Source organism: Flavobacterium ginsengiterrae, assembly GCF_039539785.1.
Taxonomy (GTDB): domain Bacteria; phylum Bacteroidota; class Bacteroidia; order Flavobacteriales; family Flavobacteriaceae; genus Flavobacterium; species Flavobacterium ginsengiterrae.
The window spans coordinates 971,838-986,829 of sequence record NZ_BAABDU010000003.1; the positions used below are offsets into that span (position 1 = coordinate 971,838).

The 14,992-nt window shown below is 34.5% G+C and carries 11 protein-coding genes and 2 tRNA genes; 11 read left to right on the forward strand and 2 right to left on the reverse strand.

Features of this window, described 5'->3' with window-relative positions; all coding sequences use genetic code 11:
* Positions 1–10 precede the first annotated feature (10 nt).
* Positions 11–2,089: an ATP-binding protein gene (locus ABD859_RS07090; RefSeq protein ID WP_345142145.1), complete on the reverse strand. Its 2,079-nt coding sequence runs from the start codon at positions 2,087–2,089 to the stop codon at positions 11–13.
* On the reverse strand, positions 2,090–2,794 hold the full coding sequence (locus ABD859_RS07095; RefSeq protein ID WP_345142148.1) for a LytR/AlgR family response regulator transcription factor: 705 nt from the start codon (positions 2,792–2,794) through the stop codon (positions 2,090–2,092).
* A 201-nt stretch (positions 2,795–2,995) separates the two neighbouring features.
* On the opposite strand from ABD859_RS07095, the gene ABD859_RS07100 reads away from it, so the two are divergent.
* The 11 genes from ABD859_RS07100 to ABD859_RS07150 all read left to right on the forward strand — a co-directional run bounded on the left by ABD859_RS07100 (position 2,996) and on the right by ABD859_RS07150 (position 14,673).
* The gene (locus ABD859_RS07100; RefSeq protein ID WP_345142150.1) at positions 2,996–3,577 is read left to right on the forward strand and encodes a hypothetical protein; all 582 of its coding nucleotides are present in this window, start codon (positions 2,996–2,998) and stop codon (positions 3,575–3,577) included.
* A 47-nt stretch (positions 3,578–3,624) separates the two neighbouring features.
* Complete coding sequence (locus ABD859_RS07105) at positions 3,625–4,209, forward strand: hypothetical protein (RefSeq protein ID WP_345142153.1); 585 nt, start codon at positions 3,625–3,627, stop codon at positions 4,207–4,209.
* 210 nt (positions 4,210–4,419) lie between these two features.
* Complete coding sequence (locus ABD859_RS07110) at positions 4,420–7,005, forward strand: M1 family metallopeptidase (RefSeq protein ID WP_345142156.1); 2,586 nt, start codon at positions 4,420–4,422, stop codon at positions 7,003–7,005.
* Complete coding sequence (locus ABD859_RS07115) at positions 7,002–7,928, forward strand: DUF58 domain-containing protein (RefSeq protein WP_345142159.1); 927 nt, start codon at positions 7,002–7,004, stop codon at positions 7,926–7,928. Before ABD859_RS07110 ends, ABD859_RS07115 begins: the two co-directional genes overlap by 4 nt.
* Positions 7,929–8,014: 86 nt before the next feature.
* A tRNA-Asp gene (locus ABD859_RS07120) sits at positions 8,015–8,088 on the forward strand.
* 492 nt (positions 8,089–8,580) lie between these two features.
* A tRNA-Asp gene (locus tag ABD859_RS07125) sits at positions 8,581–8,654 on the forward strand.
* A gap of 150 nt (positions 8,655–8,804) precedes the next feature.
* Entirely contained in the window at positions 8,805–9,299 is a 495-nt protein-coding gene (locus ABD859_RS07130; RefSeq protein ID WP_345142161.1) for an SUKH-3 domain-containing protein, read from the forward strand.
* Positions 9,300–9,434: 135 nt separating this feature from the next.
* On the forward strand, positions 9,435–10,259 hold the full coding sequence (locus tag ABD859_RS07135; RefSeq protein ID WP_345142164.1) for a helix-turn-helix transcriptional regulator: 825 nt from the start codon (positions 9,435–9,437) through the stop codon (positions 10,257–10,259).
* A 240-nt stretch (positions 10,260–10,499) separates the two neighbouring features.
* Positions 10,500–11,804 (forward strand): TolC family protein, encoded by a 1,305-nt coding sequence (locus tag ABD859_RS07140; protein WP_345142167.1) that lies wholly within the window; start codon positions 10,500–10,502, stop codon positions 11,802–11,804.
* A gap of 231 nt (positions 11,805–12,035) precedes the next feature.
* Positions 12,036–13,088, forward strand: a complete 1,053-nt coding sequence (locus ABD859_RS07145) for an HlyD family secretion protein (RefSeq protein WP_345142170.1) — start codon at positions 12,036–12,038, stop codon at positions 13,086–13,088.
* A gap of 1 nt (position 13,089) precedes the next feature.
* The gene (locus ABD859_RS07150; protein ID WP_345142173.1) at positions 13,090–14,673 is read left to right on the forward strand and encodes an MFS transporter; all 1,584 of its coding nucleotides are present in this window, start codon (positions 13,090–13,092) and stop codon (positions 14,671–14,673) included.
* The last annotated feature ends 319 nt before the right edge of the window (positions 14,674–14,992 follow it).

The window sequence follows — 14,992 nt, forward strand, 5'->3', positions numbered from 1 at the left end:
CAAGCCTTTTTTATTGGAATAAAATGGTAAATGTTGTTCCTAAATCTGGTTTTGAACAAACTTCTATTTTACAGTTTATGGCATTTGCCAGATCACGAATTAAATGCAGTCCTAAACCGGATTTAATTCCTATAACTTCAGACTGGTCGTAAAGTGCTTTAAATTTTTCCTGCGTTCCTCCCGGTCCGTTATCAGTTATCGAAAGATAAAATTGATTATCCTTTTGGCCCGCTTTCCAGATTATTTTTGGATTTTGAGTTTTATCAAGCGCTTTTATGGCATTTCCGGTTAAGTTTCTAATAATAGTTTTCAGGTAATTTTCATCGGTATGAAGAATAATGTTTTGAGGATTTTCAAATGAAATTTCGATCTTTTCAATTCCCGAAAAATGTTTCTGTGTATCTTCAAATATAGATTTAACCTCAATTTCTTTAAAATGCGGTTTAAAATTTTCCATTTGTCCTTTACTCCAAAGCAGAATATCTTCCATAGACGATAACAAATTTTCTGCACCCGAAATTATTTTAGTCTGCATTCGCTGAGCAGTTTCTTCATCTATTAATTCCGGATTTTCTTTTTGCAGATGTAAAAAATGAATCAAATTTGAAATTGGACTTCTTAAATCGTGGTTTAATATACTAAAAAATCTCGCCTTGATTTTATTAGCTTCATCAAGTTCCTGATTCAATGCTTGAAGTTTTAAATTGGTTTTCTTTCTGATTTGATTCTGCCTGAATAATAATAATCCAATTATAGCAACCAAAGCGAGTCCGGATATTAAATACAAACGCTGTTTTCGGGCATCGGCAATCTGGATGTTTTTAATTGTATTTTCAGAAGAAAGATTTTGAATTTTTTGCTGTTTGGTTTTGTTCTGATAACGGGCTTCGGCATTGGCAATACTCTGCTTGGCAGATTCCTGCATCATTTCGTCGCTGTACTTGCTGTAAATTTCGTTGTAATGATAGGCTTCTTTCCACAAACCCAGCGCGGCGTAACTCTGAGAGAGTTTTTTGTTGATCTTTACAAAAGATTCTTTATCAAAAGATAAAGCGTTTTTTGAGGCAGTCTTTAAAATCTCAATTGCTTTTTTATACTCTCCTTTTTCATATAAAACCCTTCCCATTATGGCATTAGACTCCATAATAATATCTTCATCAGTTGATTTTTGAGCTAGTGTAACAGCTTTTTTGGCATAATTAAAAGCGGCGTTTATCTGTCCTGCATTAGCATAATATTCAGAAACGCTTCGGTTGGCAAAACTTAGATTAAGAAATAAAGAATCTTTTTTGTCCGGATAGGTGTAAATAAGGTTATAGTATTTTTTTATGCTGTCAAGATTTTTTAAAGGAACAAAACACTGCAAATAATAATTGCATGAAAAAGCGCTGATGTATGCAGATGTTTTTATGTAAGGCTGTGCATAGTTTAAATATTCTATTGCTTTGTTATACTGTTTCATTTTGGTATATGCTGCAGCGATCTGACTGTATGAAACCCCGATTACTTCATCATTTGCGACACTTTTTTCGAGCTGTTTTTTATAATTAATGGCTTTGAGCTGATAGCCAATAAAGGTTTCGTACGCCGCATTGTCAAGATAATATTCACCAACACTTCCGTAAAGAACAGATTTTGTATAAGTGCTTTTTGTGGTGTCAAGAACCTTTTTAATGTAATATATTAATTTTTCTCTTTTTGCAGTTTCATTCAACGCATAATAGGCGTAACTGAGACGCATTAAGGCAGAAGTTTCATTTTTAAGATGTCGGGCTTTTTGAGCATATTCTAAAGCCAGTTCGTAGTTAATAGCGGCATCTTTATTTTGGTTATTATTAAATTCATAAGCCTTTCCTTTTAAAAAATAGAACTTAGAAGTATAAGCATTGTGTTTTTTAGAAAGTTCAATTCCTTTTTGTGCAACAACAACCAGTTTTGGATAGTTTTCAGCGTTATCAACTTCTTTAGCGTATTTAAGCCAGGCTTTTAGTTTTTCGTCTGTGGTTTTTAATCTTGCCAGATTGGGTTCCTGCTGTCCAAAAACAGAAAAAGTGATAAAAAGCAAAAACAAAAACAGAACCTGCCTCATTTAAATCAAATTTAGATTGTCTTTATAACTTCTGCCAACAGGAATTGTGACATTATTATTTAAAATAATCTCTGTCGAATTCATTTTCTGGATAAACTGTTTCTGCACGGCAAAACTTCGGTGTATGCGTATAAAAGACTGAAAATGATCTTCTTTTAATAAATTACCAATGCTCGATAAAACACAATGTCTTTTTTTATCGGTAATAATTAAAGTATAGTCTTTTAAAGCTTCGAGATATAAAATTTCATGCAGTTTTACTTTCGTCTGGTCGTGACCTTCTTTTATATAAATCGTATCGCCGCCTATGCTGGCTTCAAAAAGAGAAGCTTTGAGTTTAATTTCCATAAACTCTTCGATACGATTCATGGTTTGTGTAAAACGATCCAGTTTTAATGGTTTTACAATAAAATCTAAAGTTTCTATCTGAAAACTTTCTACAGCGTGTTCCGGATGCGCGGTTATAAAAACACAAACCGGAATTTCCAGTGCCTGTTTTCTAAATTCAATTCCGTTTAAACCCGGCATATCGATATCCAGAAACAAAATATCTACTTTTTCTTTCTCTAAAAATGGAAGCGCATCTTCCGGATCTTCAAAAACACCCAAAATATCCAGAATTGGAAATTTTTTGGCAAAAGATAATACAGTAAGTCTGTCGATTTCGTCGTCATCAATAATAATACAAGTGTATTTTTTCATCATTCAAACTTATTTTATGTCGTCTGTCTATTTAAAATGTTGTTTGTCTATTCGCTGTTTTTACTAGGATTTTATTGACGCAAATTTGTCTTGTAATTAATTCAAGAGCTGTAAAAAGCTATCCCATACAGCTTTTGAGTTTTACAAAAATAATGTTATTGAGTTAAATATGAATCATTTGACAATCTAAAAACCAAAATTATTATGAAATTTTCAAAACCCATTTTTACAGTTTTTTTATTTGCGATTTTAGCCATTTCATGCAGCAGCGATGATGGAACAGACGGAGCTAACGGAGCCGATGGTGCAACAGGACCTGCAGGACCTGCAGGGCCGGCGGGACCAACTGGAGCGACAGGATCTGCAAATGTTATTTTTAGCGGCTGGATTAGTGCTCCGGCAGGTACAGCAGAAACTATAGACGGTACTTCGGGATTATCTACTTCTTTTGATGTGCCGCAATTATCAGCAGATATTATGGCAAAAGGAACCATATTAGTATACATGTCTTTTGGGTCTGGAACTAATATTTATACGCTTCCTTACACGTCAACAGCAGGAGGATATGCTAATACTATTACAGCTATTGCCAGCCTTAATAAAATCAAAATATTCAGATTTAAACATGCTGCCGACGGAACAACCGTAGGATTGCCGGCAAGCCTTACTTATCGTTATATTTTGATTCCTGGAGGCGCTGCCGCTGCAACATCTAAAGCAGTAAAAACAGATTACTCTAAAATGAGTTACGAAGAAGTTTGTGCGCAATTCAATATTCAGCCTTAAAAATCAAATAACCAGCCAAATCAGAAACGAATAAAATTCAATTTATTATGAAAACTTTAAAAACACTTTTTACAATTCTGTCTGCAGCTATTCTAACTGTTTCATGCAGCAGTGATGACGATAAAGACAATACGCCGGAATTTAAGACAGAAAATCCTTTATCGGTTTATTATACACAAACAGGATTTACTACAGTAAGTAATTTTGTAAACTCAGGCGATTACGAATTTGGGTTGGTATTTACGCCAACAGTAAAAGGAAAAATCAAAGCACTTACTTTAAAACTGCCGGCAACGAATCCTTCTGTTCGAGTAACGATCTGGGACTATACAGCAAAAACAGTGCTTCGTACAGAAACTTTAAATGTTGCTGCAGCAGATGTGCAGGTTAATAAAGAAATCAGCGAACTGGCTTTAGAAAAAGATAAAAAATACATGATTACCATGAATTCTAATGACTGGTATAAAAAGAGCAAAGCCGATAATAGTAACGTAACGTATCCAATCGTGGCCGGAAATATTACTTTTAATGAGTACAGATGGCTTTCTGGTACAACACAAACTTTCCCAACCAATGTTTCTGCAAATTACAATGCAGGCGATTTAAGCTTTGATTTTCAACAAACGGAATAATTTTATTTTTGGATAGTTTAAATTAGTGAGTTTGTTAAAAAGGTTTGATGCATAATCAAACCTTTTTTTATTTTTTTTCGCCGAGAATTACATGAATTGTATACGTTTTTGATGCTGTGTTCAAAAGTAGAAACTAAAATTCATGAGAATTCGTGCGATTCGTGGCAGACTTTTTTTTTATTTTTAACGAATCTTATATATTCCTTTAAAATGAAAATAATCTACACCTTTCTTTGTTTTGTTTTGATGATTACAAATGGCTTTTCACAGTCAAAAGAAAAAGAAAGTGTGTTTTTTGAAAATGGAGTTTCAGAACAGTTAGCGCAGTTTCGTAAACACCAGATTTCAGATGTTCATTATAAACTCTCATTTGAAATTCCGAATCAGAAAAACGAAAATATCAATTCAGATTTAGTTGTAGATCTTATTGTATCTGATTTAAGTAAACCTCTTCTTTTAGATTTTAAAGAGAAATCTCAAAACATAAAATCAATATCTGCAAACGGAAAAGACATTGCCATTGTTCATGAAAACGGACACATTATAATTCCTGTAGAAAACTTGATTTCGGGTAAAAACACAATCAAAATTTCGTTTATAGCCGGAAATTTATCTTTAAACCGAAACGATGATTTTCTATACACTTTATTAGTTCCGGATCGTGCTAGTACATTATTTCCTTGTTTCGATCAGCCCGATATAAAAGCGGTTTATAAACTGAGTCTTTCTGTTCCTAAAGATTGGTCAGTTTTGGCTGGAGCCGATGTCAAAGAGAAGGTTGAAAAAGGAGATTTCATTTCGTATGCTTTTGAAGAATCAGACAAAATGAGTACATATTTGTTCTCTTTTGTAACCGGAAAATTTCAAAGCGTTACAAAAAAGCCAGGTCCCGAGACTTCGGGAGAAATGACAATGCTCTATCGTGAAAATAACGCTGAAAAAATAAAAGCAAGTACCGACACGATTTTCAATCTTCATCAGCAGTCACTGGATTTTTTAGTAAAATATACAAACTACAAATTTCCATTTAAAAAACTCGATTTTGCTTCAATTCCGGTTTTCCAATATGGCGGAATGGAACATGTAGGCGCAATTCAATATCGAGAATCATCTTTATTTCTGGATAACAGCGCTACCGACAGTGAAAAACTAAACCGTGCAAAACTCATAGCACACGAAACTTCTCATATGTGGTTTGGCGATTTGGTGACTATGAAATGGTTTAATGATGTGTGGATGAAAGAGGTTTTTGCCAATTTTATGGCAGATAAAATCATGAATCCAATTTTTCCAAAAGTCAATCATAATCTGCAGTTTTTTACAGCACATTATCCAAGCGCTTACGCAGAAGATCGATCGTTGGGAACGCATCCTATACGACAGCATTTGGCGAATTTAAAAGATGCAGGTTCACTTTACGGTGCCATAATTTACAACAAAGCGCCCATTATGATGCGTCAGCTTGAAGCTTCGATGGGAAAAGAAGCTTTCCAAAAAGGAATCCAAAAATACATTGACAAATATGCCAACGATAATGCCGACTGGAATAATCTCGTAGAACTTTTAGATGCCGAAACACCGCTTGATATGAAAAAATGGAGCGAAGTCTGGGTAAACCAATCCGGAAGAGCCATTTTTACGGATAAGATCGAATACGATAAACAAAACCGAATTAAAAAGTTTGAAATTCAGCAAAAGGCAGAAGATAAATCCAAAAATGTCTGGCCTCAGGTTTTTCAAATAGGTTTAATATATGCCAATGAAGTAAAGATTTTAAATGCCAATATTGGAACAGAAAAATTGGTTTTAAAAGAAGCTGTCAGTCTTGAAAAACCAATTGCTGTAATTTACAATTATAATGGTTTTGGATATGGTATTTTTCCGCTTGACGGAAATAATTTAAATAAAATTACAGACTTAAAAGATGAGGTTGCCAGAGCTTCTACTTACAGTAATTTATTTGAAAATACTTTAATTGGAAACATTTCGGCAGACAAAGCTTTTGAATGTTTTTTAAAAGGAATTCAAACCGAAGAAAATGAATTGGTTCTGCGAATTGCATCTGGAAGTTTAAATACCATTTATTGGAAATTTTTTACTCAAAAACAACAAAACAAAGTTCAAAAATCGCTTGAAGATATTCTTTACACTCGTTTGCAAACCAATTTATCGGCTAATATTAAAAAGACTTTATTCGGATTATTCAGCTCAATTGCGTATTCAGATTCGGCGAAAGCTAGATTATACCAGATTTGGAATAAAGAAATTGTGATTCAGAATTTAAAATTAAACGAAGACGACTATACCAATATCGCCATGAATCTGGCTATTTTTAAACATGAAAAAGCCGATGAAATTTTGGAAAAAACCAGAACAACCATCACAAATCCAGATAAAAAGAAACGTTTTCAATTTTTGCTTCCATCTTTATCTAAAGACGAATCAGTTCGAAATGCATTTATAGAATCTTTAAAAGACGACGCGAATCGCGAGAAAGAATCCTGGGTTTCTGTTGGTCTTGCCAATGTAAATCATCCGCTTCGTCAGGAAAGTGCGCAGAAATATATTAGATTTTCACTAGATTTGGTAGACGAAATCCAGCGCACGGGAGATATTTTCTTTCCAAAAGACTGGCTGGATAATACAATTGGGAAATATTCGTCGAAATATGCTTTTGATGAAGTACAGCGATTTTTAAAAGAAAACCCTAATTTTAGTCCGATCTTGAAACGTAAATTGTTTCAGGCGGCAGATTTGCTTTATAAAGCACAAAATATTAAAAAAGAAACCGAATGAAAATTGAATCGGAAATAGAGAAAGTCTCGAGTTTTCAGCATCTGGAAATGCTGGCAAATCAGGTTGTGGAAGGTTTTATATCCGGAATGCACAAAAGTCCGTTTCATGGATTTTCGGCTGAATTTGCCGAACATAAAGTCTATAATGCGGGCGAAAGCACTAAACATATCGATTGGAAATTGTTTGCCAAAACCGATCGTTTGTACACCAAACGTTTTGAAGAAGAAACCAATATGCGCTGTCATATTATTGTAGACAATTCGTCGTCGATGCATTACCCTGAACTGAAATCGAATCAGCCTTTTTATGAAAAGAAGATTGGTTTTGCGGTTTTGGCTTCGGCAGTTTTAATGAATATTTTAAAGAAACAGCGCGATGCCGTTGGTTTAAGCGTTTTCTCAGATCATTACGAATATTATGCTCCAGAAAAAGGAAGCGATCGTCATCACCGAATGCTTTTAAATAAACTGGAACAATTATTAGAACAGCCAAAAGTCAAAAAAACGACGGATACTATTACGTATCTGCACCAAATTGCAGAGAAAATGCACCGCCGTTCGATGATTATTTTGTTTACCGATATGTTTCAGTCGGCAGACGATGAAAAGTTATTTAATGCTTTACAGCATTTAAAACACAACAAACATAAAGTCGTTCTATTTCACGTTGTAGACAGCAAAACCGAATTGCAATTTGATTTTGATAATACGCCGAGAAAGTTTATCGACTTAGAATCAGGCGATGAGGTTTCTATTTTTGCTGATAATATAAAAGCAGAATACGAAAAAAGGGCAGAAGCGTACTTTAAAGAGTTGTCTTTAACCTGCGCGAAGAACCAGATTAAGTACGTTTCGGTCAATGTTGGCGATAATTTTGAAAAAATATTGACGACTTATTTGGTTGAAAAACAAAACTTTGGATAATATTTTAAATAAAAATTAAATATTTTTTATAAAAATGCTTGCAGAAATGAAATTCTGTTATATCTTTGCAACCGCAATAACGCAGAGGTTTGGTAGTTCAGTTGGTTAGAATACATGCCTGTCACGCATGGGGTCGCGGGTTCGAGTCCCGTCCAGACCGCAATATTGGGAAAAGCCTTTCGTAACAGAAAGGCTTTTTTGCCCAAATACGGTATCTAAGATTAGTTGTGTTGTTTTGCTGAGACTTTGTAACTCTCAGCTCGGTTTAGTAGTTAGACCAATGAAAAGCTTTCCACTTTGTGGATGGCTTTTTTGATTTAAGACCTTTTGTGAAAAGGTAAATTCCAAAATCCGAAGACTCGGGAAAAATTCCAAATTCCAATTTTTACTGCAAAATTATTTAACCGCAAAGGCGCTAAGATTTTCGCAAAGTCCGCAAAGTTTAATTTAAGCTTTGCGGACTTTGTGCTTTTAACCTTGCGTGCTTTGCGGTTTAAAAAAACAAATAATAAAGAAAATTCTTCTTTTTATGTAAAAACGTCAATTTTTAAAATATTGGAATTTAGCTCATTAAAAATTTATTGAATTTTATTTGTAAAAACCCTTGCAGAATCCAGTTTCTGTTGTATTTTTGCACTCACAATACAAGCAGGGTTTGGTAGTTCAGTTGGTTAGAATACATGCCTGTCACGCATGGGGTCGCGGGTTCGAGTCCCGTCCAGACCGCTTAAATTTAGAAAGTCTTTCCGTTAAGGAAAGACTTTTTTTTTGACCTTAAGTAAGCAATTAATAAATCTTTTTTATATTTGCGTTGAGAAAAATCTTTCATTTTTTAAACAATCAAAAATATTAAGAATTGTTTTTAAGCAACTTTAGATGTATATAAAGAAATTATCAAGAGAAAAGCAGTATTTAGCTTTTTTACAGATGGCTGGTTGGTATGAAGAACGAAAAGTAGATGTTTCTGACTATCAAACGGAGGCTTATAATAGGTATATCAAATTAACAACAAAAGCATTAAATTTTATTGAAGAGTTTACAGGATTAGAGCCATATATACAATTTACATATAAAGATGCTGGTGATGAAATATTCTATGATTTTGACTTCAATTTAAATGTAGAAGAAGCGTCTAAATGCTATTCTACAAAGGATTATCACGCAATATCTAAATTTGCAAAAGAAAAATGTTTATGTCTAGGAACTTTGGGATACTATTATCCAGGTGTACTTGCTATAAGTGAGACAGGAAGATTGTATCTAAAACATGATTATAATGATTTTGTTAAGGAATTTTTATCTATGACTGAAATAATTGCAAGTGAATTAAAAACATGTGATGATTTGACAGCTATTCGAGTTGCAAAATAATCTGCTTTAATCAGTAAAATCTGCGCGAAATAAAACTTTGTTTCTTCGCGACTTTACGAGCATATTTCCTCATCTAATAAAGAATTTTAGCGAACTTTGCGTAAACCTTAGCGCTCGTTGCGGTTAAAAAACAAAATGGAACAATCAACATTCAAAGTAGACCAATATTATCTCACTAAAGTAGATGCCGATAAAAAAAGCATTTATTGTCATCACGATATAATGGGCGAATTGTTTGTTCCAAAACACAAACATGAAAAAGCACAAATGCTCTACGCAGAAGGCGATGTAGTTTTTGTAACAACGGAAACCAAATCATACTTTCTGCCTGCCAGGCATTTTATTTGGATTCCTGCTGGATTAGAGCATAGCATCGAACCGAAGTCGGAACACGTGATGATGCGGAATTTATATTTTCCAGTTGAAAAAAATGAAGATGAATTTTATAAAAGCGAAGGTATTTATCCAGTCAATAATTTACTGCTTCAAATGATGATGTTTACCAATCGATGGAACGGTGATCTCAAAGAAGAAACGCCTAATTTCAGCATTGCTAAAGCTATAAAAGCCATTTTACCGCAAATCTGTCCGACGAATCTTCCATTAGAATTACCACAGCCAAAAGATAAGCGTTTAGGTAAAATTCTGCGTCATGTGGAGAATAATTTGGGAGAAACAATTTTGTTTTCGAATGTCGCGCACGAGTTTGGTTATAGCGAAAGATCGTTATCGCGTTTGTTTCAGAAAGATCTCAAAATGTCATTCATTCAATATTATACTATTCGAAGAATTTTAAAAGCTATCGAACTCTTATTAGAAAGAAAACTTTCGGTAAAAGAAGTCGCGCAGGAAGTCGGTTATAACAGCGTTCCAACATTCAGTAATACCTTTTTTAAAATTCTGGGCCAAAGACCTTCTGATTACCTAAATGGAGAAGAGATTTTGGAACAAACTAAATAGTTGATAATCTGCACAAAACCCCAAAATAAACAAATCAGTTCTAACCTTTTGGATCTCAATATTTTAATATAACGTTTTCGGAAATAGAAATTTTAACGTTTGGCTGAAATGAATATGTTCTTGGCTTTTTATAATTATCAGTCAACGAAAAAATGAAGGAACTTTGCAGCATCAAATAGTTAAATATTCATGTTCCTTAAAACAACAAATTCTAAAGAAGATTGTTTTCTCAAAATTTTATTGATTTTTTTAATTGTATTAACATTCAATAGTTTACAAGCGCAGGAAGTTCATTCGGTTTCTTTACAAGAAGCGATGAAGCTTGCAAAGGAAAACAACAAAAAAGTCCTGAAATCTCAAATGGACATTACGCTCTCGGAGCAAAACATCAAAGAAAGAAAAGAACTTAGACTGCCAGACGTACAACTTAACGGAATGTACTCCAGAATTACCAACATTACCGAATTTAAAGGCGATGGTTTTCTTAGCGGAAAAGAAGTAACCAAAGCGATTCCTGAAATCTACGAGGTAAATTCGACTTTTAAAATGCCAATTTACGTTGGAAACAAAATCAACAATGCGATTAAAATTGCGAATGATGAAAGCGAAATTGCTAAAATAAAATCGGAGAAAACAGAAAATGATATCGAACTGCAGGTTGTGGCCAACTATCTGGCGATTTATAAAATGATGGAACTTCAAAAGATTTTTGAAGAAAACATTAAAGAAGAGAAAAGCCGATTAAAAGAAGTCCAATCCATGCAGAAACACGGAACGGTGACTAAAAATGAAGTCATTCGTGCCGAATTACAACTCTCAGATCGCGAATTGAATGCGTTGACAAACTCCAAAAACATCAAAATCGCACTTCACGATCTGAAGACGTTGATTCAGTTTCCGGAAAACGAGGAAATTGCCATCGACACAACTTCAAATTTGGACGAAATGAACGGTTTAGATCCGTATGATTTTTATTTAAATAAAGCGATGCAGAACGAAGAAATGCGAATTGCAAGTCAGGAATTAAAAATCAGTAAAACCGAATTGCAATTGGTAAAAGGAAATTATCTGCCAAGCGTAAACTTCTTTGGTAACTATGGTTTTTATTATCCAAACTACAAATTCTTTCCGCCAAATCCGTATTTGTACACTTTAGGTCAGGTTGGAATCGAGGCTCGTTTTGATCTTTCGGCCTTGTATAAAAACAAAACCAAAGTGGCAAAAGCCAATACGAAAATCGACATGCAGAAAATGCAGACCGAAATTGTAAAAGATGAAATTCAGGATCAGCTTTTTAAAGAGCATACGCAATATCAGGAAATCCTTGAAAAGTTTGTAGTTGTAGACAAAGCGCTTGATTTAGCCGAAGAAAACTACCGAATTGTAAAGCTAAAATACTTAAATCAATTGGTTTTAATTACCGAAATGGTTGATGCAGATAATGCTTTGCTTCAGGCGAAATACAATAAAATCTCAACTCATTTAGATGCCGTTTTAAAACATTATGAACTGATGCATACGGCAGGAATGCTTTCGCAGAGTTAGATTCTGGATTAGATGTTAGAAGTGAAAAGTTAGAAGAAAATAGAAAATAGAAAATAGAATAAAGAATATAGATTTTCAGTTCCGGAGGAACGATCCATGTTGTAGCTCCGGATTTTAATCCGGTGAAGAAAAGAAATACAGATTTTTAGTTCCGGAGGAACGATTCATATTGTAGCGCCGTCCCGAAACTTCGGGATTAATCCGGTGTAGAAATTAAAAGATATAAAGTTTATGGTTAAGATAAAAAATGAAACTAAGAGAAATAAAACGTTTCATATATTGATAACAATTATTGCATGTACGCTGGTTATAAGCGGGGTTATTTTAGGGATTTGGTTTTATGTTTTTAACCGAAATCACGAAGAAACCAATGACGCACAGGTGGAACAATATGTAACGCCGATTATGTCGAGAATTACAGGTTATGTGCAGGAAGTTCGTTTTAACGAAAACCAATTTGTGCACAAAGGAGATACTTTGGTGGTAATTGATAACAGAGAATATCAATCAAAATTGAATGTTGCTTTGGCGGATGTTCAAAATGCGAAACAAAATAGTGTTGTGGCTCAGAAAAATGCTGTAAATACAGCAAGTGCGACGGAAATTAACGAATCGCAATTAGACGCTGCTAAATCGAATCTTTGGAAAACAAAATTAGAATTCGAAAGATATCAGGCTTTGGTTAAAGAAGAAGCGGCAACATCGCAACAGTTAGAAAAAGTAAAAGCAGATTACGAAACCGCTCAGGCGCATTTTCAGGAAATGAAAAACAGAATTCATTCTTCTGCTTTAAGCACTTCTGTTGCCGAAGCCAATGTGCCAACAACGCAGACGAATATTGCATCGAAACAAGCTGTTGTAGATAATGCGGCATTATTTCTTTCGTATACCATTATTACTGCGCCTTACGACGGCTGGATTGGAAAACGAACTTTACAACCGGGACAAATGGTAAAAGAAGGACAATCGTTGCTTTCAATAGTAAGTAAAGAAAAATGGATTACGGCCAATTTTAAAGAAACACAATTACAATATTTAACCGTTGGTCAGGAAGTCGAAATCAAGGCCGATGCTGTAAACGACAAAACATTCATAGGAACAATTGCTTCGTTATCGCCTGCGAGTGGTGCGAGATTTTCTTTACTGCCACCAGATAATGCAACAGGAAACTTCGTAAAAATCGAACAAAGAATTCCAGTTCGAATTCAGTTAAAAGACAACGATAAACAAACCGATTTTTTAAGAGCAGGAATGAACATTACGATTGTTGCTGCACACAAATAAAATGGAAGATAAAAGTATATTTAAATCCTGGGTGCCGCGCTGGGCGATCATTATTATATTGTTCGTCTGTTTGCTGCATTCCATGATTTTATTGGGAGTTTATACATCAAACGTAACCTATGCGGCAAGTTTTCTGGATATTGAACCAGAAGATCTACAGTTTGCGATGTGCGTTACCTACGGAACTTTACTCGCCACAATTTTAATAGAAAGCCGATTTTCAAGTTTTTTTCCTGCCAAAAATTACCTGATGGCGGTTTATTCACTTATAGGAATTACGATTGTTACATCGGCTTATATTACCAATTTCTCGGTTTTTTTATTGATGAGAGTTTTGGAAGGAATCCTGATGGCGCTTCCTGTAATTACAATTAGACAATTGCTGATTGAGCAGTTTAATTCTAAAAATGCCATTATAATTGGATTTTCGTTTTACTACGGTTCATTGCTTTTGTCGACGCCATTTATAATGAATATCGCCGTGTGGTTCCTTGATCATTACGACTGGAAATATATGTTATATGTTTCGGGCGGGCTGCAGGTTTTAAACGTTTTTTTAATCTTGGTTACTTTTAGAGGGCACCGAATAACAAAGAAAATCCCGTTGTATCAGATCGATTGGATGAGTTATTTTTTGGTTTTAATTTCTATTCTTTGCGGTGCCTACTTTTTTGTTTATGCCGAGAAAAAATATTGGTTCGAATCTTCAGAAATGGTTTTAATGCTGATGATTTCGCTTATAACAGGCGGATTATTCATTTTTAAAGAACGTTTGGTAAAACGACCAAGTTTCGATTTTGAAGTCTTAAAATATGCCAATCTTAGAATTGGATTTTTATTGTTTTTTTTATTTTACATCAGCCGGGCGACACTAAGTTTGTGTCATTCAGCGATGTTCTCGATCTGGAATTGGGATCCGTCGCGTGTGGCGGGCGTGCAATATATTAACGGATTAGGAAATGTAATCGGACTAATTTTAGCTGCTTTTTTTCTGATGAAATCCGTTTCAACCAAAATCATTTTTATGATTGGTTTTACGCTTATTGCTATATTTCATTTTTGGTTTACGTTTCTTTTTGTGCCCGATGTGGCGCTGAGCGATATTATTGTTCCCTATATTTTGCAAGGAATCGGTGTTGGGTTTTTATTTGTTCCGCTCATCTTATTTACCACATCATCGGTTCCGGCAAATATGGCGGTTTCTTCGGGAATTGTTGGGGTTTCTGGACGTTTTTGGGGAAGCACAATTGGTTTCTGCGTCATGCAGAATGCGATGGTTTTCTTAAACAAAAAACACTTTTTAAAACTAAGTCAGTTCGTAACGGGCGAAAATCCCGAAGCACAACAAAACATCGCCACAGCAACGCAGAGTTTTATTGCAAAAGGATATTCTGCAGATAATGCCAATGTTCTTGCTATGAAAAAGATTTTCGGAACTATAACCAAACAATCGACTTTATTGGCTGATATGGAAATTTATACCATTGTAGGTTACGGCCTCGTAATTTTAATTATTCTAATTGCCTGCAACCAGCATTTAAGACAAACGATGACTTTGGTTAAAAGTAAAATTTGGATAGGGTAATTTTTTGTTTCAAGTTTCAGGTTTCAAGTTTTTGCCAATCTTTGTCTTTTAATCTCGCAAAGGCGCAAAGTTTTTATTTTTGCCACAGATTAATAGGATTAAAAGGATTTTGTTTCACGCAGATTCTGCAGATTAGAGCAGATTTAAAATGATTTTTTATAATAATCTGCGCGATCTGCTTAAATCTTTTAAAATCTGCGTGAAACAAAACTTTGCGCCTCTGCGACTTTGCGAGATTCAAAAAAAAACTCTTTGCGAATCTTTGCGAAAACCTTAGCGTTGCTTTGCGGTAAAACCCACATTTCCTTACCTTGCAGAC

What these genes read in the sequence shown, in the direction of transcription:
- ABD859_RS07130 (WP_345142161.1), top strand. Translation starts at nt 8,805, where the DNA reads ATGTATATAAAGAAATTATCAAGAGAAAAGCAGTATTTAGCTTTTTTA.
- ABD859_RS07090 (WP_345142145.1), bottom strand. Translation starts at nt 2,089, where the DNA reads ATGAGGCAGGTTCTGTTTTTGTTTTTGCTTTTTATCACTTTTTCTGTT.
- ABD859_RS07095 (WP_345142148.1), bottom strand. Translation starts at nt 2,794, where the DNA reads ATGATGAAAAAATACACTTGTATTATTATTGATGACGACGAAATCGAC.
- ABD859_RS07100 (WP_345142150.1), top strand. Translation starts at nt 2,996, where the DNA reads ATGAAATTTTCAAAACCCATTTTTACAGTTTTTTTATTTGCGATTTTA.
- ABD859_RS07150 (WP_345142173.1), top strand. Translation starts at nt 13,090, where the DNA reads ATGGAAGATAAAAGTATATTTAAATCCTGGGTGCCGCGCTGGGCGATC.
- ABD859_RS07115 (WP_345142159.1), top strand. Translation starts at nt 7,002, where the DNA reads ATGAAAATTGAATCGGAAATAGAGAAAGTCTCGAGTTTTCAGCATCTG.
- ABD859_RS07110 (WP_345142156.1), top strand. Translation starts at nt 4,420, where the DNA reads ATGAAAATAATCTACACCTTTCTTTGTTTTGTTTTGATGATTACAAAT.
- ABD859_RS07105 (WP_345142153.1), top strand. Translation starts at nt 3,625, where the DNA reads ATGAAAACTTTAAAAACACTTTTTACAATTCTGTCTGCAGCTATTCTA.
- ABD859_RS07145 (WP_345142170.1), top strand. Translation starts at nt 12,036, where the DNA reads ATGGTTAAGATAAAAAATGAAACTAAGAGAAATAAAACGTTTCATATA.
- ABD859_RS07135 (WP_345142164.1), top strand. Translation starts at nt 9,435, where the DNA reads ATGGAACAATCAACATTCAAAGTAGACCAATATTATCTCACTAAAGTA.